This is a genomic window from Mycolicibacterium holsaticum DSM 44478 = JCM 12374, assembly GCF_019645835.1.
Lineage (GTDB): Bacteria > Actinomycetota > Actinomycetes > Mycobacteriales > Mycobacteriaceae > Mycobacterium > Mycobacterium holsaticum.
Map to the genome: position 1 here is coordinate 4,397,050 of NZ_CP080998.1, position 16,101 is coordinate 4,413,150.

The window sequence follows — 16,101 nt, forward strand, 5'->3', positions numbered from 1 at the left end:
AAATCAGCCCGCGACGAAATCCGCGGCGCGGTGACCGATCATCACGATCGTGGCGTGCGGGCCCCGGCTGGTGATCGCCGGTAGCACGGACCCGTCGATCACCCACAACCCGTCGATGCCGCGTACTCGGCATCGGGTGTCGACGACGGCCGCTGGGTCGTCGTCGGCACCCATCGGCGCCGTTCCGCACAGGTGCTGCGACGTCGACCACGACACCGTGCCGATATCTGTTGTGGTGCGCACCAATTCGCGGGCCAGCCCGGTGCCCTCCTGTAGCTGGGCGACATCGTCGGGTTCGCTGTCGTAGCGATGTTCGATGACCGGCGGCACCGCGGGGTCCGACGATGCCACGGTGACCCGGCCGCGCGACCGTGGCCGCATCAACGTCACCCCGATGTGCGGCCGGTCGGCGGGGTCATCTCGACGTCCACTCACCATGGCGCCGAAACCGGCTGTGTACGGCCTGATCTCAAGACCATCGGCGGTGGTGAGGACGGCCTCCAGCGGGGGCACGCCCCGGCTGACCGACCAATCGACGGGCAGCACCCACTCCGGGTGATCGGTGGTCGCCACGCCGACCGGCAGCGCGGCGTGCACCGGGATCCCCGCGGCGCGCAGCGCGGTCTCCGGCCCGACGCCCGACAGCATGAGCAAATGCGCCGAGCCGATCGCACCGGAGCACAGCGCGATTCGATCCGCGGTCAGCTCGACGGCACCATTCGGCCCGACGCAGTCCACCCCGACTGCGCGGGCCCGGTCGATCCGGATGCGCCCCGCCCGGTGATTGGTCAGCAGGGTCAGGTTCGCCCGGCCCATCGCAGGCTGCAGAAATGCCCCACCGGGGCCTACCCGGGTGCCGCGCTCGATGTTCAGCGGCACCGCACCGACACCGCCCGGAAGCGCGCTGTCGGCTGTCGACCCGTTGAGATCCGGTATCCACCGGTACCCGGCACCGGTGGCCGCCTCGACGAACGACGCTGTGCATCCATGGAACTCGGTGACTCGGCGCACCGAGATGGGGCCGCTCGAGCCGTGTATCGGGGTATCGAAATCGAGGTCGGTCTCGATCGCCCGAAAGTGTGGAAGCACGTCATCCCATGTCCAGCCAGGTAGCCCCCAGCCGTCGAAGTCCGTCGGCAGCCCCCGGCAGAAGTAGCCGCCGTTGACGGCCCCCGATCCTCCGACCACCGCACCGCGCATGATCTGCGCGTGGCGTCGTGGCGACGTCGTCAGCGTCGTGGGATACCTGCTCACCACCGAACTGGCCGCGCCGATCGGCAGCCGGAGCCCGTCGCTGATCTGGATGAGCACCTGCGGGTCGGAGGGACCGGGTCCCGCCTCGACGACGGTAACCCGACAACCTGGATCAGCTGAAAGACGTTCGGCTAAGACGGATCCGGCGCTTCCCGCACCGACAATCAGTACGTCGCTGTGCAAGGCGATGCTTCAGGTCCTGATCTGGGGCTTGAGCGCACCGAGATGGCGTTCGCGGACGACGCCGGCCCACAGACCCGTCCCGTAGGCGATATCGTCCAGTCGTTTGAGCAGCAGGTAGCTGAACAGACCGATGGGTTTGGTGTCTTCATTGGCCTTGGCGTTGCGGCTGACCCAGTCCACCACCCCGTCGACGACCGCCGCCACCAACACCACCTGCCGACACCGCCGCGACATCAAAGCGGTGATGAGCGCGATCGGCCAGTAGTGCCGACAGATGGCCGAGGCGAGTTGCAGCGCTGCCGACCACAAGCCGTGGGCGGCCACCACCGCGACTTCCTTGGGTTCGGTCTCCACGGTGGACAGGGACTTGGCGATCCGGCGTCCGGTGATCGTCGCGACAACCATCGACGCCAGGTAGCCGAAGCCCGAGCCCATCACCAGCAGCATCCACACCACCAGCGTCCACCCCGAGATCACCAGCGGAGCCGTCTTGCCGGGGTGACGGACCGCCAGCGGCGCAGCAGCCGAACCGTAGAAAGACTTGCGCGAGAACCACTCTCGGATTTGGGTGCGGTGATCGTGGGCGACCAGCGCGACAGGCTCGTAGCGCAGTCGGGCACCCACCTCGATCATCCGCCAACACAGGTCGACGTCTTCGCCGGACCGAAGCGTCTCGTCGAACCCGCCGACCTGCTTGAGCACCGAACGGCGGCAGATGATCGCGGCGCTGGGCACATACGACACCGTCCCGTACGGCACCACCGGGGCCTCACGCATCCCGAGGTCGAGCGAGGAGCGCACGGCCTCGTAGCGGGCAACGGTGTTCGCGGGCTCGCGTAGGCCGACGATCCGCGGGGCCACCAGTGCGACGGCCGGGTCGCAGAAGTGTCCGAGCAGGGCCTCCAACCATCCGCGCCGCGGGACCACGTCGGAGTCCAGGAAGGCCACGTAGTCGGTCTCCGACGCCGCCATGCCGGTGTTGCGCGCTGCCGCGGGCCCCTTGCTGCGCTCGTGACGCAGCACCTGGACATCGCAGTGCATCTCCGCGAAGTCGGTCTGCTGCACCGGAACCGTCGAGCCGTCGTCCACCACGATGACCCGCAGCCCGCGCAGCGACGCGATCAAACGGTGCAGTCCAGATGCGTTGTTGCGTACGGGAATAACGATGGTCACGTCCCGGTGCGACGGGCCGGTGGCGGGCCGCGGGTGCGCGACAGTGGCATCGAGCAGGGTGCGCGCCAACTGGGCGCTGACGGCGTCGTGCACTTCGAGACGGCCGCCGCTGATCATGGTCTGCGCGGCAGGCGCCAGGCGCAGCAGCCGAGTGGGCGATCCGCCGAGCAGCGCCGAGCCCTCACCGAGCACCTTCACCCGGCGATCCACCTGGATCGCGAAGCCGTCCGGCAGCCGTGGTCCGGTCATCCCAACATCCCGTCCGGGCCCGGCGCCCATCGGGTGATCCGGTGCAAGCAGCCGTCGACCATGCCGGCGAAGAGGTGCGCACCCTCCTGCGCGGTCGCGGTGGTGGGGTCGCCGAGCACGCCGATCTTGCTCACCGCGGCCACGCCGCCGCGCCGCAACTCGGGCATGAGCTCGACCAGCGGCGCCCGGTTGCCGGGCACGCGTTCGTCGAGCCAGACATCCTTTGGTGAAATATGTAGCAATACTGATGTTTCGGTGTGCCCGGCGTGCGCGTCGGCGTTCACCACGCTGCACGAGCACCAAGCCGCGTCCCGGCCTTCGTCCCGAAGCAGAGCCGTGGCGGCGGCCAGGGCTTCCACGTTTCCACCGTGGCCATTGACGAAGACGACACGCGATGCCCACCGCGAGGCCGACCGGCCGAACTCCAGCAGCAAGAGGCGCAACGCGGAGGTCCCGATCGAGATGGTGCCGCTGAACCCTTCGTGCTCGCCGCTGGCGCCGTACCCGATCGCGGGCGCGACCATCCAATTCGATTCATCTCGGTCGGCCAGAGCCTGCCCGACGGCGTTAGCGACCGCGGTAGCGATGCGGGTGTCGGTGTCCAGCGGCAGGTGCGGTCCGTGTTGTTCGGTCGAGCCGACCGGCACGATCAATGCTGATGACACGCTGTGCAGCTGCCTCGACGTCGAGTTACCAAGCTCGCGGAGAGAAGCCACCCGCCGATGGTAGGCCGAATTCACCTGTCGTGCGCCAATTGTTGGTGCATGCGTAGCAATTGATTTTCCAAAATTATCGCCGACGACACCGAGCGAACCACGTCCGTCCCCTGCGCCACGCCTGTACCAGAATGGGCGGTGCCGGCCTCAGGCCGTCGGGTCGCCCGGCACACCGAGCGCCCGAGCGAAGCCCGGCGGGACAAGAACGTGTTCAGGGGCCAGATCGTGCACCGAGCCCAGACCGAGGCCCCTTAGCGCCGAGTCGACGCCCCCGGAGAGGACGTCGAGGACGTTCTCCACACCGGCCTGTCCGTTGGCGGCCAGGCCCCACAGGTACGCGCGCCCGATCATGACCGCGCGCGCTCCGAGCGCCACCGCCTTGACCACATCGCTGCCGCGCCGGACGCCGCCGTCGAGCAACACCTCGATCTGATCGCCGACCGCATCGGCGATCGCGGGCAGCGCCCGGATCGACGCCGGCGTCCCGTCCAGGTTGTTGCCTCCGTGGTTGGACACCGAGATCGCCGAAACCCCGGCGTCCACAGCCTGTTTGGCATCGTCGACCCGCATCACGCCCTTCAGCATGAACGGCCCGCCCCACAGTTCACGCAGCCAGGCGATGTCGGCCCAGGTCGGAGGTGGCGTACCCATCCACTCGCCGTACGCGGCGAAGAACGGCGGCCCCGGTTCCCCGCGTCCGGCCTGGTTGGGTACCCGCAGGTTGGGCGGACGCATGGTCTTTGCCCACTGCAGGAACCAGCGCGGCCGCACCAGGCCTTCAGGCATCATCCGAACCGTGGTGCGCAGGTCCATCTGTTCGGGGATCTTGGGGCTCCCCCAGTCGCGCCCGTGCGAGAAGCTCCAGTCGGTCGTGACGATCAGGCCGACGGCACCGGCCGCGCGGGCACGTTCCACCCGGGCCGCGATCGCGTCGCGGTCACCCAGCCAGTACACCTGGAAAAAGGTCTTCGGGTTGGCCGCGACGACCTCTTCGATCGGCTTGCTGGCGAATGACGACAGACCCATCGCGGTGCCCCGGGCTGCGGCCGCCCGCGCGACGGCGAGTTCCCCGTCGGGATGGACTGCCTGCACGCCCGTCGGCGAGATCACGACTGGCAGCGAAATGTCCTGTCCCATCACGGTAGTCGCGAGATCACGTTTTTCGAGCGCGCCGATCACGTGCGGCGCGAACCCCAGCTCGGCGAATGCGTCGACGTTCTCAGCGACCGTCTGGCCTCTCTCGCTAGCGGCGATCAGCGCGGCGTAGACCGACTTGGGCAGCCGCTTCTTGGCCCGCTGCTGGGCGATCGCGACGGTTTCGAACCAGGTATCTCGGGCCATCTCTACACCGGGCTTTCGTTGCACAGCCGCGCCGGAGGCTTGGTCAGCAGCTTGAGCATGACCGGCTGACTGCGGGAGTGGTCTTGGCTGGGCCGCGGCTTGACACGGTCACGTGCCAGTGCCGGCGCGCCGTAACCCTCGACGCACTCCGGATCCGGGCCGTCCAACGGCAGACCGGTGAAGAATTTCGCGGCCATGCAGCCGCCGCGGCAGCTGTCGTAGTGGTCGCAGCTGCCGCACGCGCCCGCCGACTGCGGTTCGCGAAGCTCCCGAAACAGCGGTGCGTTCTTCCACACATTCTGAAATCCGGTGCCGAAACCACTATCGCGCAACACGTTTCCTGCGAGGAACCGGTCGTGGATGGCGAACGGGCAGGCGTAGACGTCGCCGATCGGGTCGATGAGGCACACCACGCGACCGGCGCCGCACAGGTTGAGACCGGCCAGCGCACCGGGTTCGCCCAGCCCCGAAAGGTGGAAGAAGGAGTCCCCGGTCAGCACGCGGTCCCCCTTGGCCACCAGCCAGTCGTAGAGCTGGACCTGCTGTTCGGCGGTCGGGTGCAATTCGTCCCACACGTCGGCGCCGCGCCCGGAGGGACGCAGCCGGGTGATCCGCAGCGTTGCCCCGTAGTGCGCTGCCAGAGCGGCGAATTCGTCGAGCTGGTCGACGTTGTGGCGGGTGACGACGACGGAGATCTTGGCGTCCTTGAACCCGGCGTCAGCCAGGTTCTGCAGGGCCCTGGTCGCCATCGCAAACGAGCCCGCGCCGCGGATGGCGTCGTTGACCTCCGCGGTTGCCCCGTCGAGGGAGATCTGCACGTCGACGTAGTCGCTGGCGGCCAGCCGGGTCGCCACCTCGGGGGTGATGCGCACGCCGTTGGTGGAGAACTTCACGCCCACGTGGTGCTCGGTGGCGTAGTCGACGAGTTCCCAGAAGTCCGGGCGCACAGTCGGTTCCCCGCCACCGATGTTGACGTAGAACACCTGCATACGCATCAGCTCGTCGATGATGTCCTTGCACTGCTGGGTGGTCAGTTCGCGCGGATCACGCTTACCGGACGAGGACAGGCAGTGCGTGCAGGCGAGGTTACATGCGTAGGTGAGCTCCCAGGTCAAACAAATCGGTGCGTCCAGGCCGTGCTCGAACTGCTCGATCAGACGGGGAACGGGTTGTGGCGCCGGGGCAAGCGCCGAATCGGTTGGCGTCATTGGGGCACCAGCATTTTCGATTGGACAAGCACACCGAGTGCCTGCAGGTACGGAGCCTGTTGCGCATCGTCGACACCGGCGGCGCGACAGGCGGATCGGGCATCGGGATGATCGCCGAGCGTGTTGACCACCTCGACGATGGTCCGGTTCTTCAGGAACGACAGCTTGCGCGTGCCGAAGTGGTACAACAGCGCCCCGAACGGCTCGGGCCGCACCGCCACCTGGTGGTGCAGCCGCCAGCCACGTTCAGGGTCGAATGCGGTGTCCGCGGAAGACACCGCCATCGGCGAAGCCACGGTCAGTAGACCCCGCACATCCCGTCGATCGACACCTCTTCGACCAGGGTCTCGGTCACCAGTTCGACGTCCTCGACCTGCTGATTCGGTTCCATTGGGAGCCACCTTTCGTGTCACGGTTCTCGACAATTGTGATCGAGGTCGCAATAATATGGCATCGAGTGCCGTAATGAAAGGTGGGGGTCTGATGAGTCCGGATTCCCCGCACCCGAGCCGCCCGCCGGGAGCCGTCGGGGTGCGCGTGGGGCGTCGGCGTTCCACGACCACCGACCACGTCAGCAACGTGGCCATCGACCTGTTCGCCGCGCGCGGATTCGACGGGGTCAGCGTCGACGACGTCGCCGAGGCGGCCGGCATCGCACGTCGCACGTTGTTTCGTTACTACCCCTCCAAGAACGCGCTGCCGTGGGGTGATTTCGACGCGCATCTGGACCATCTGCGCGAACTGCTCGCCGACCTCGACCCGGCCGTGCCGATCGGTGAGGCGCTGCGCACCGCCCTCTTGGCGTTCAACACCTTCGACGAGGCCGAGACGGCCCGACACCGGCAGCGGATGCGGGTGATCCTGGAAACCGCTGAACTACAGGCATATTCGATGACGATGTACGCAGGTTGGCGCACGGTGGTCGCCGCGTTCGTGGCGCGGCGACTGGGTGCCAAGCCCAATGATCTGGCACCGCAGACGGTGGCGTGGACCATGCTGGGGGTGGCGCTGTCGGCCTACGAACACTGGCTGGCCGACGAGACGGTTTCCTTGGCGCAGGCGCTCGGGGCGGCGTTCGACACGGTCAGCGACGGACTGTCGGCACTGGAACGCTGAAACGCTGAGCGGATCGCGGGCGGCGACGCTAACTTGGGGGATGCCCGGAAAGAAAACTGGACAGGCGCTGCTGTTTGACGCATTGCGGACCAAAGGCACCGCGTTCACCCATGACGAACGCCGCGAGTTCGGTCTGCTTGGCCTGCTGCCCACCGCCGAGAAGACGCTGGACCAGCAGGCCGAGCACTGCTGGCACGAGTTCTGCAGGCGCCGTGAGGATATCGACAAGCACATCTATCTACGTTCGCTGCAGGATCGCAACGAAACCCTGTTCTACCGGGTGCTGAGCGACCACATCGCCGACACGATGCCGATCGTCTACACCCCCACCGTCGGGGACGCCTGCCAGCGGTTCAGCGAGATCTACCAGCGGCCACGCGGGTTGTTCGTGTCCTATCCGGACCGGCAACGGCTGCGCGAGGTACTGCGCAACCGGCCATCCCGTGACGTCGACGTCATCGTCGTCACCGACGGTCAGCGCATCCTCGGACTCGGCGACCAAGGCATCGGCGGGATGGGTATTCCCGTCGGCAAGCTCTCGCTCTACACCCTCATCGGCGGCATCGACCCGGCCCGCACCCTGCCGATCGTGCTGGACGTCGGCACCGACAACGCCGAGTTGCTCGAGGATCCGCAGTATCTGGGCTGGCGTCACCGTCGGATCGACGGCGACGAGTATTACGCGTTCATCGACGAATTCGTCGGCACGGTCAAGGACGAACTGCCCGATGTGCTGCTGCAGTGGGAGGATTTCGCGACCGCGCACGCGCTGCCGATTCTGCAGCGTTACCGCGACGAGGTGCTGACGTTCAACGACGACATCCAGGGCACCGCGGCGGTCACCCTCGGCGCACTGCACGGCGCGGCCAAGGCCGCGGGCCGCCCGTTGTCACAGCAGCAGGTGGTCATGCTGGGCGCCGGTTCGGCGGGCATCGGGGTGCTGGAGATGGTGCACCGCCAGATGGTTTCCGAAGGGCTGACGCCGCAGCAGGCCGCCGCGCAGATCTGGGTCGTCGACATCAAGGGCCTGCTCACCGACGACCGCACCGACCTGACCCCCGGCCAGCTCGGGTTCGCCCAGCCGGCCGCCCGTGTCGCCGGATGGGAGCTGTCCGGGCCGGCCCAACTGGCCGACGTCGTGCATCACGTCGAGGTTGGTGTGCTGATCGGGCTGTCCACTGCGGCAGGGGCTTTCACCGAACAGATTGTGCGCGAGATGGCGGCAAAGGCTGCGCGGCCGATCATCTTCCCGCTGTCCAACCCGACCAGCCGCGCCGAGGCCCATCCGGCCGAGCTCGACGAATGGACCCAGGGGCGCGCGCTGATCGCCACCGGCTCCCCGTTCGCAGCGGTGCGCCGCGAGGGCGTCGAGCGCGCGATCGCCCAGTGCAACAACGCCTACATCTTCCCCGCGATGGGCCTGGCCGTCACCGCCGCGCAGGCCACCCGGGTCACCGACGAGATGATGCGCGCCGCCGCGGCCGCGCTGGGCGACGCCTCACCGGCGCTGACCGACGCGGACCGACCGTTGTTGCCGACCTGGTCCGACGTCCCTGAGATCGCCGGGCGCATCGCGCAGGCCGTCGCCGTTCAGGCCGTCACCGACGGCGTGGCCCCGCACCGCAGCCCGGCCGAACTGTCGGCCAGGATCGCCGAGGTGCGGTGGACCCCGGAATACCGCGGCTGAAAAAAGTTTCGCCGGAAGGCGTCGGAGTTCGGGCCCGGTTGGCGACGATAAAGGTGTGAGCGCCGAATCGGATGGCGACGACGCTCCCCGGGCCTTGTTGGCGCTGTACGACGACGCACTGCCGGTGGTTTACGGCTACTTCGTTCGGCGCTGCGGGGACCGGGGCACCGCCGAAGACCTGACGTCGGAGACCTTTCTGGCGGCGATGGATGCCGCGAGAAAAGCGACTCCCCCGCCGATCAGTGTTCGGTGGCTGCTCGGGGTGGCGCGCCACAAACTGGCCGACCACTACCGCCGCCGTCCCGACCGGTTCTCCGTTCCCGTCGCCGAGCTGCCCGAACCGCTCGACGCGCCCGACGACTGGGACGTCGAACTGGACCGCATCGTCGCCGAGAGCGTGCTCGCAAAACTGTCCGAACAGCATCGCACCGTGTTGGCGCTGCGCTACATGGACGACTGTTCGGTGCCCGAGTGCGCCGAGTTGATCGGCCGAACCGTGCACGCCACCGAGGCGCTGTTGGTGCGGGCCCGCCGCGCCTTCAGATCTCACTACCCGGCGCCGGAAGGAGGGAAGCCGTGAACAACAGCCATGACCCGTTGTCCGTGCTGCATGGCGACGAACTTCCCGTCCAACCCGATCCGGCGTTCGCGGCTGGGCTGCGCGCGCGCCTCGAATCCGCAGTGTCCCTTCCCAACCGAACGCAAGGAGTTGTCATGAGTGGCACCGATACCGCGATCGCCGAACTCACCGAACCCGCAACCGTGGCACCCAGCGTGCCCCGGTCGGCGGCGCTGCCGTACCTGGCGGTGTCCAACGCACGCGAGGCCATCGCCTGGTACGTGGACGCGCTGGGCGCCACGGTGGTCGGCGAGCCGATCGTGATGGACGACGGGCGCATCGGCCACGCGGAGCTGGCTCTGGCAGGCGGCATGTTCTACCTCGCCGACGAATATCCGGAGATCGGTATGAAATCCCCTGCCCCGAGGTCGGTCTCGGTGATGCTGATGTTGGGCGTACCCGACGCCGACGCCGCCGTCGAGCGTGCCCGCGAGCACGGGGCGACCGTACAGCAGGAGGTGCGCGAGGCCCACGGCTCGCGGCGCGCCACCATCGTCGACCCGTTCGGACACCGCTGGACGCTCAGCGGTCCGGTGACCGGCGCGCTGACCCCGATCCAGCACGGCGACGTCGGCTTCGTCTCGGTGCGCACGCCGGACGCCGACCGGGCGGCGGCGTTCTACGGTCACGTGCTGGGCTGGACGTACGACCCGGCGACGCGGCGGGTCACCAACACCGAGCAGCCCGTCGGCATCGCCAGCGTTTCCGGTGCGCCCGGGATGCTGTGCTGCTACGCGGTCACCGATCTCGCGGCAGCGCGCCAGTCCATCATCGACGGCGGTGGCAGCGTCGGTAAGGTGCAGGAGCACGACTTCGGCACCGTGCTGGACGCGACCGACCCGGCCGGAGCCGCCTTTGCGGTGCTCGAACCCGCGCCCGGTACACCCCGACCGAAGCTCAACGGTGCTGGGCCAGGCGAGCTTTCGTACATCACCTACGAGGTGCCGAACTCGACGGCGTTCAAGGCGTTCTACAGCCGGATACTGTTCTGGTCGTTTGAACCCGGCCGGATCGACGACGGTTGGGGCATTCAGCACACCCATCCGATGGCGGGGGCGGCCGGTGGCGGCGCCCAGTCGGTGACCGTGCCGATGTGGACCGTCGAGGACGTCGACGCCGCGGTCACCCGGGTGGTCGAGGCCGGCGGCACGGTGATCGACCCGCCGTCGCAGCAGCCGTACGGAAAGTCGGCGCAGTGCACTGATGATCAGGGCACCCGCTTCTACCTCGGCGAGCACTAGGGATTTCGGCGCGCTTATGCCCCGCCAGCGGCCATGAGCGCGCCGACATCGCTATGCGGAAGGCAGCACCTCGGCGATGGGGACGCCCGCGGCGATCTTGCTGCGGGTTTTCATCACCTTGCCCGGCATGCCGCCGCCGACCACGCCGGCCACCACGCCGTCGCGCTCGTAGAACGCCAGGAACTTGCGCCCGTCATCGGCGACGACGTGCACGGTATCGGTCGCTTCGGGTTCGCCGAGGCACTGGATCTTGACGTCGTACTGGTCGCTCCAGAAGTACGGCACGGCGCTCACCGCGGGCACCTCCTGGCCGAGCAGGGCGGGCACCAAAACCCGGGCCTGGTCAGCAACGTTGCTCCAATGTTCAACGCGCACTTGATGTCCCACGGTGTTGCGCCAGGATGCGACGTCTCCGATCGCCCAGACATTGGCAACGTTGGTCTTGCCGACCGCGTCGCAGACGACGCCGTTGTCCAGTTCGATGCCGGAGCCCTCCAGCCAGTCGGTGGCAGGCTGTGAGCCGATCCCGACGACGACGATGTCGGCGTCGAGTTCGGTGCCGTCGCTCAGGACCACCTTCTCCACCCGATCGGTGCCGCTCACCCCGGAGACTCCGACGCCGCAGTAGACGTCGACGCCTTCGGCGCGGTGCAGCCGGGCCACCAGTTCACCGATCTGCTGGCCGAGTACCGACGCCAGCGGCGCGGGCTGCGGTTCGACGAGCGACACCGCCACGCCAAGCTTGCGCAGGCTGGCCGCGACCTCGCAGCCGATGAACCCGGCGCCGACGACGACCGCGCGCCGCGCCGATGCCGCCTCCCGGCGCAGCGCGAGGCTCTCGTCGAAGTTGCGCAGCACGTGGATCCCGGCGAGGTCCGGAAACGACGAAATCCGTTTGGGGACCAGCCCGGTCGCGATGATCAGCTCGTCGTAGCCCAGCTCGCCGCCGTCGGCCAGCGTCAGCGTCTTGGTGGCCGTGTCGACCGAGCGTGCACCGTTGGAAAGGAGCACGGTGATGTCGTTCTCTTCGTAGAACTCCGCGGGCTTGAGCGTGACGTCGTCGGTCTCGGCGCGCAGAACTTCCTTGGACAGCGGGGGCCGGTCGTAGGGCAGGTGGTCCTCGTCGCTGACGATGGTCACCGGACCGGTGTAGTCCGAACGACGCAGTTGATCAGCTGTGCGGGCAGCCGCCAGCCCGCCACCGGCGATGACGATGCCCCTAGCAGTGGTCATGCGGAGTTTGTACACGATGGCGTCGGCCTACGGTGCGCCACCCTGGGCTTCCGAGGTGCGGGCAGACACCAACTCGCACATACCGCGCCTTTTCAGTGCGATTTCGCGTCTGCTCGCCGGGGAAAGCTCAGTACTTCATCGTGCCGCGGTCGACGGCGATCTGGCTACCCGAGATCGTCGCGGACGCGTCGCTGGCCAGCCATGCCACCACGTCCGACACCTCCTCGGCCGTCATGAATTCCTGCAGCCCCTTCTTACCCTGGTGGTTGACCGGGTGATAGGGCATCGGCGCGAAGCTGTGGATGAAGTTCGGGTGCTTGGCGAACAGCGCCATCATGGCGTCCTTCTCGACCATCGGGGTGTCGATCGAATACGGGTGGATGGAGTTGACCCGGATCCCGAATTCCCCGGCTTCCAAGGCAAGTGAGTTCGTCAGCGCGGTCAGGCCGTGTTTGGACGCGGCGTAGTGAGCGTTGCCGGGCGTGGCCTTCAGCCCCGCCGAGGAGCTGACGATGATGATCGAGCCGCCGTTGCCTGCCTCGATCATCGCCGGCACCGCGGCGCGCAGGGTGCGCCAGGTCCCGTTGAGGTTCACGTCGACGACGGTGTTCCACTGCTCCTCGGACATCTCCCAGATGCGGCCCCAGCTCAGCACGCCGGCGTTGGCCACCACGATGTCGAGCCGGCCGAACTGCTCGACACCGTCGACGACCACCTGTTTCAGCGCGGCCAGGTCGCGGACGTCGACGTGGCGGGCCAGCACTTTGCGGCCGGTGGCCTCCACGGCCCGCACGGTCTCGACGAGTTCCTCGGGGGTGGCGAGCGAATAGGTGATGGTCTCCGAGATCGGGCCGCAGATGTCGATCGCAATGATGTCGGCGCCGTCGTTGGCCAGCCGGATCGCGTGCGCCCTGCCCTGACCGCGCGCCGCGCCCGTGATGAATGCCACTCGCCCGGTCAGGGGCCCGTCCGTCGCCGTCACCGCTGCTCCTTTCGGCATGCTGCCGACCAGGCTAACAGCAGAACTGAAACGTGTTCTAGTCCCCCGGCTAGCTGATGGGGTCGCGGATGATCGGGCAGGTCATAGGCAAACATCACACCGGGTTCGACGGCGACCAGGTTGTTGCCGCTGTCCCACTGCTGGCGCTCGGAGTCATAGGCCGTGCCGCCGGTCTCCACCACCCGCAACTCGGCGAGCCCGAGCGAGGACGCCACGACTTCGAGGAACGGTTTGGTCGCCTCGGCCACATCCACCCCACGCTCGGCGTCGCTGGGACGCAGTATGAAAGTCTGCATGGCGTCGACGATCTCGGGATAGATGGTCACCACGTCGCGGTCGGCGAACGTGAAGATGGTGTCCAGGTGCATCGCCGCGCGCAGCTTCGGCATGCCCGCGACGATCACCTCTGTCGCCGCGCCCTGCGCGAAGAGTTCGGTAGCCACCTGGGTGATGGCCTGTCGGGACGTGCGTTCGCTCATACCGATGATCACCACGCCCTGCCCGGGAACCGGGATGTCGCCGCCCTCGAATGTCGCTGAGCCCCAGCTCTGTTCGGGATCACCCCGCCACACCTGCGGACCGACGAAGTCGGGGTGGAACTGGTAGATGGCCTTCATCAACAGCGTCTCGTCGTGTCGCGCCGGCCAGAACAGCGGGTTGAGCGTCAGCCCACCGTAGATCCAGCAGGTCGTGTCGCGCGTGTGCGGTGGCATCAAATACTCCGCCACGCCGGTGCTTTCGCGTGCCAGCGCGCGATACCCCGATTGCCTGTCCTTGGGCAGGTCGCGAGTGGACATCCCGCCGATCAACAGCTCGGCCAGCCGCCGAGGCTGCAGTGCGTCGAGGAACGCGCGGGTCTCGTTGACCAGGCCCAGCCCCACTTCGTTGGCCACGATCTTGCGGTCCAGCAGCCACGCTTTCGCGTCGGCGTCGCTCATCGTCTCGGCCAGCACATCGTGCAGTTCGACCAACCCGACAGCTTGCCGACCTCAGAGTGGACGCCGTAGTCGGCAGACGGATTGGTCACCTTTCGTACCTCTCGTTCCTCAGATTTGCAGAGTGCCGGTAGCCAAGGACACCACCCCCACCACCGCGCCGATCACGATCACGCCGAACAATGTCGCTTCCGCGGGGTGGAACACCCGCAGCCCACGCTCCCGACGTGCCTTGAAGTACAGCGCAGCGGCCGGCGCGTAGAGAATGCAGGACAGCAGCAGCTTGTCCATCCCGGCGGCATAGAGCAGGAACAACGTGTACACCGTCGCGATACCGGCGACGAGCATGTCGGGCGCCACCGATTTACCCTCACCGTAGGTCCCGCGTGTTGCCGTCAACTTCAGCGCATAGGCCGCCGCGAGCAGATACGGGATCAGGGACAGGGCGGCGGTCAGGTCCAACATGAAATCCAGTGCGTCGGCTGCGAACAACAACGCCACCAGCAGCCACGAGGTCAGCGCCGCCGCCAGTGGAAGCAGGTTGAGCACGTTGATCGAAAAGATCTCGTTGAGCCGGGTGAGCTCGACCTCTTCGCTGACGGTGTCCCGGACCGGCGGGCCGACCACGCCCAGCACCGCAAACGTCGCTGCCGTAGAAAGCTTGTCGCCGAGGTAGGCACCGGAGATCACCGCGCCTGCCGCGATGGCCGGCGACACCCCGATCATCGTCGCGATACCGATCAGCCCGACACCCACAGTCCCCGCCGTGGTCCATGAGCTGCCGATCGACAAGGCCACGATGCCGCAGATGACCGCGGTCGCGACGGAGAAGTAGCCCGGGGAGAGCACCTGAATGCCGTAGTAAACGAGGGTCGGGATGGTCCCGGACAGATTCCAGGTGCCGATCAGGGCACCGACGGCCAGCAGGATGAACAACGCGCTGGTGATCGATGACAGCGCGCCCTGACCGGCTTCCTGAACCTGGCTCCACTGGTGTCCGTTCTTCAGCGCGACGAGTGCCGCGACGGCGCAACACAATACGAGTGCCACCTGAACGGGCCCGTCGAGGGCATCGACGCCGAACAACGCGATCGCGCTCCCGATGAGCAGCGCGAGAGCTATCAGTGGGATGAGTGCATCGCTCAGCGATGGATCACGAATTCGCTCATCCTGCGGCGAGTCCGTCATCACCGCCCGCCTTCACCGCCGTCGTACGGCACGGCGGGACGCTATCAGTTCGACGAGACCTGCGCCGGAAACCTACAGATCGGCGAGGATTTTTTGTCGCTTGGCGGTGTACTCGTCCTCGGAGATCGCGCCGGTAGCGCGCAACGTCTCCAGCTCCTGAAGGCGTTGCGCGGTCGAAGGTTCCGGGTTCGCCAGCGGGCCGGAGGCGACGGGGGCCGGTGGCTGCTGCGCAGGCGTTTGCTGAGCCGCCGCGCGTCGCACCACCTCCTGAACCTGATGCCGCGCGCCGGGATTGGACCGCAGATCGATCATGTTGTTCAGCCCGATGTGGTGGGCCTTGAGGATCTGCAGAATCTCCATCAGCGGGCCGGCCTGCCCGGTGAGGTCATAGGTCCGGTTGTCCTCGGCGATGGTGAAGTTGGCTGGCATCATGCCGCTGACCAAACTGCTGCGCTCCCAATCGATTTGATACTCGCTGGTCATCGGATCCACCAGCGCCACCAGCTTGCGGTTGGTGATCATCGGTAGCCGGGAGATCGATGCGATTACCCGATCCTGGCTGGCGAACGGGGCGATGCCCGGACCGGAGATCTGCAGATCGAGTTTCACCAGCGGCTGTTCGTTGATGCGTGTACCGGTTTCCTGGATGCCGACGACCTGCGCCAACGCCAGCACCCCGCCCTGCTCGAGCGCGGCGGTTTTGGCTGTCGACTGCACCCCCACTGCGGTGATTCCCAACGCAATCAACACGTCAGCGGCGGTGATCAGCAGGCCGGTCCAGAACATCCACTGCAGCATCGGGTCGGCACCCATGACGAAGTAGATGACCAGGAAGATCGGCCCGACGATCCCGCACAACAGGACGAACGCTTGGATGCGGAGGTAGCGCCAGAATGTGGACATGGCCGAGCTCCCGTCGTCGCACGCTGTCTCGGATGAAGATTATCGCCAATCGGGC

At 67.3% G+C, this 16,101-nt stretch carries 15 protein-coding genes and 1 pseudogene; 4 read left to right on the forward strand and 12 right to left on the reverse strand.

Annotated features, from left to right (window positions below; all coding sequences use genetic code 11):
- Positions 1–3: 3 nt before the first annotated feature.
- The 7 genes from mftG to mftA all read right to left on the reverse strand — a co-directional run bounded on the left by mftG (position 4) and on the right by mftA (position 6,515).
- Entirely contained in the window at positions 4–1,437 is a 1,434-nt protein-coding gene (gene mftG, locus K3U96_RS21185; protein WP_220690983.1) for a mycofactocin dehydrogenase MftG, read from the reverse strand.
- Between the two features lie 9 nt (positions 1,438–1,446).
- Positions 1,447–2,859 (reverse strand): mycofactocin biosynthesis glycosyltransferase MftF, encoded by a 1,413-nt coding sequence (mftF, locus tag K3U96_RS21190; RefSeq protein WP_220690984.1) that lies wholly within the window; start codon positions 2,857–2,859, stop codon positions 1,447–1,449.
- The gene (gene mftE, locus K3U96_RS21195; RefSeq protein WP_220690985.1) at positions 2,856–3,599 is read right to left on the reverse strand and encodes a mycofactocin biosynthesis peptidyl-dipeptidase MftE; all 744 of its coding nucleotides are present in this window, start codon (positions 3,597–3,599) and stop codon (positions 2,856–2,858) included. Before mftE ends, mftF begins: the two co-directional genes overlap by 4 nt.
- 123 nt (positions 3,600–3,722) lie before the next feature.
- Complete coding sequence (mftD, locus tag K3U96_RS21200) at positions 3,723–4,916, reverse strand: pre-mycofactocin synthase MftD (protein WP_069408169.1); 1,194 nt, start codon at positions 4,914–4,916, stop codon at positions 3,723–3,725.
- Positions 4,917–4,918: 2 nt separating this feature from the next.
- A complete protein-coding gene (mftC, locus tag K3U96_RS21205) occupies positions 4,919–6,124 on the reverse strand; it encodes a mycofactocin radical SAM maturase (RefSeq protein ID WP_220690986.1) in 1,206 nt (401 codons plus the stop codon).
- Entirely contained in the window at positions 6,121–6,408 is a 288-nt protein-coding gene (gene mftB / locus K3U96_RS21210; protein ID WP_069408119.1) for a mycofactocin biosynthesis chaperone MftB, read from the reverse strand. Before mftB ends, mftC begins: the two co-directional genes overlap by 4 nt.
- Before the next feature lie 14 nt (positions 6,409–6,422).
- A complete protein-coding gene (gene mftA / locus K3U96_RS27170; RefSeq protein WP_069408115.1) occupies positions 6,423–6,515 on the reverse strand; it encodes a mycofactocin precursor MftA in 93 nt (30 codons plus the stop codon).
- Positions 6,516–6,607: 92 nt separating this feature from the next.
- On the opposite strand from mftA, the gene mftR reads away from it, so the two are divergent.
- Genes mftR through K3U96_RS21235 form a run of 4 tightly spaced genes read left to right on the forward strand, consistent with a single transcriptional unit; the run spans position 6,608 to position 10,787 of the window.
- The gene (gene mftR / locus K3U96_RS21220; RefSeq protein ID WP_069408116.1) at positions 6,608–7,240 is read left to right on the forward strand and encodes a mycofactocin system transcriptional regulator MftR; all 633 of its coding nucleotides are present in this window, start codon (positions 6,608–6,610) and stop codon (positions 7,238–7,240) included.
- Positions 7,241–7,280: 40 nt separating this feature from the next.
- On the forward strand, positions 7,281–8,927 hold the full coding sequence (locus tag K3U96_RS21225) for an NAD-dependent malic enzyme (RefSeq protein ID WP_220690987.1): 1,647 nt from the start codon (positions 7,281–7,283) through the stop codon (positions 8,925–8,927).
- Between the two features lie 55 nt (positions 8,928–8,982).
- Positions 8,983–9,507: an RNA polymerase sigma factor gene (locus K3U96_RS21230; protein WP_220690988.1), complete on the forward strand. Its 525-nt coding sequence runs from the start codon at positions 8,983–8,985 to the stop codon at positions 9,505–9,507.
- The gene (locus K3U96_RS21235; RefSeq protein WP_220690989.1) at positions 9,504–10,787 is read left to right on the forward strand and encodes a VOC family protein; all 1,284 of its coding nucleotides are present in this window, start codon (positions 9,504–9,506) and stop codon (positions 10,785–10,787) included. Before K3U96_RS21230 ends, K3U96_RS21235 begins: the two co-directional genes overlap by 4 nt.
- A gap of 51 nt (positions 10,788–10,838) precedes the next feature.
- Here the strand turns inward: K3U96_RS21235 and K3U96_RS21240 are convergent, their stop codons facing one another.
- From K3U96_RS21240 to K3U96_RS21265, 5 genes and pseudogenes are all read right to left on the reverse strand, one after another.
- A complete protein-coding gene (locus K3U96_RS21240; protein ID WP_220690990.1) occupies positions 10,839–12,020 on the reverse strand; it encodes an NAD(P)/FAD-dependent oxidoreductase in 1,182 nt (393 codons plus the stop codon).
- 127 nt (positions 12,021–12,147) lie between these two features.
- A complete protein-coding gene (locus K3U96_RS21245) occupies positions 12,148–13,002 on the reverse strand; it encodes a mycofactocin-coupled SDR family oxidoreductase (RefSeq protein WP_220690991.1) in 855 nt (284 codons plus the stop codon).
- A 38-nt stretch (positions 13,003–13,040) separates the two neighbouring features.
- Positions 13,041–13,997: pseudogene (locus K3U96_RS21250) on the reverse strand (arginine deiminase family protein); the annotation flags it as partial.
- A gap of 69 nt (positions 13,998–14,066) precedes the next feature.
- On the reverse strand, positions 14,067–15,143 hold the full coding sequence (locus tag K3U96_RS26960) for an amino acid permease (protein WP_230982228.1): 1,077 nt from the start codon (positions 15,141–15,143) through the stop codon (positions 14,067–14,069).
- A 72-nt stretch (positions 15,144–15,215) separates the two neighbouring features.
- On the reverse strand, positions 15,216–16,046 hold the full coding sequence (locus K3U96_RS21265) for an SHOCT domain-containing protein (RefSeq protein ID WP_220690992.1): 831 nt from the start codon (positions 16,044–16,046) through the stop codon (positions 15,216–15,218).
- Positions 16,047–16,101 lie beyond the last annotated feature (55 nt).

Coding starts and splice junctions, on each gene's coding strand:
- K3U96_RS21265 (WP_220690992.1), bottom strand. CDS start 16,046: ATGTCCACATTCTGGCGCTACCTCCGCATCCAAGCGTTCGTCCTGTTG.
- K3U96_RS21225 (WP_220690987.1), top strand. CDS start 7,281: ATGCCCGGAAAGAAAACTGGACAGGCGCTGCTGTTTGACGCATTGCGG.
- mftD (WP_069408169.1), bottom strand. CDS start 4,916: ATGGCCCGAGATACCTGGTTCGAAACCGTCGCGATCGCCCAGCAGCGG.
- K3U96_RS21240 (WP_220690990.1), bottom strand. CDS start 12,020: ATGACCACTGCTAGGGGCATCGTCATCGCCGGTGGCGGGCTGGCGGCT.
- mftB (WP_069408119.1), bottom strand. CDS start 6,408: ATGGCGGTGTCTTCCGCGGACACCGCATTCGACCCTGAACGTGGCTGG.
- mftF (WP_220690984.1), bottom strand. CDS start 2,859: ATGACCGGACCACGGCTGCCGGACGGCTTCGCGATCCAGGTGGATCGC.
- mftC (WP_220690986.1), bottom strand. CDS start 6,124: ATGACGCCAACCGATTCGGCGCTTGCCCCGGCGCCACAACCCGTTCCC.
- K3U96_RS26960 (WP_230982228.1), bottom strand. CDS start 15,143: ATGACGGACTCGCCGCAGGATGAGCGAATTCGTGATCCATCGCTGAGC.
- mftR (WP_069408116.1), top strand. CDS start 6,608: ATGAGTCCGGATTCCCCGCACCCGAGCCGCCCGCCGGGAGCCGTCGGG.
- mftA (WP_069408115.1), bottom strand. CDS start 6,515: ATGGAACCGAATCAGCAGGTCGAGGACGTCGAACTGGTGACCGAGACC.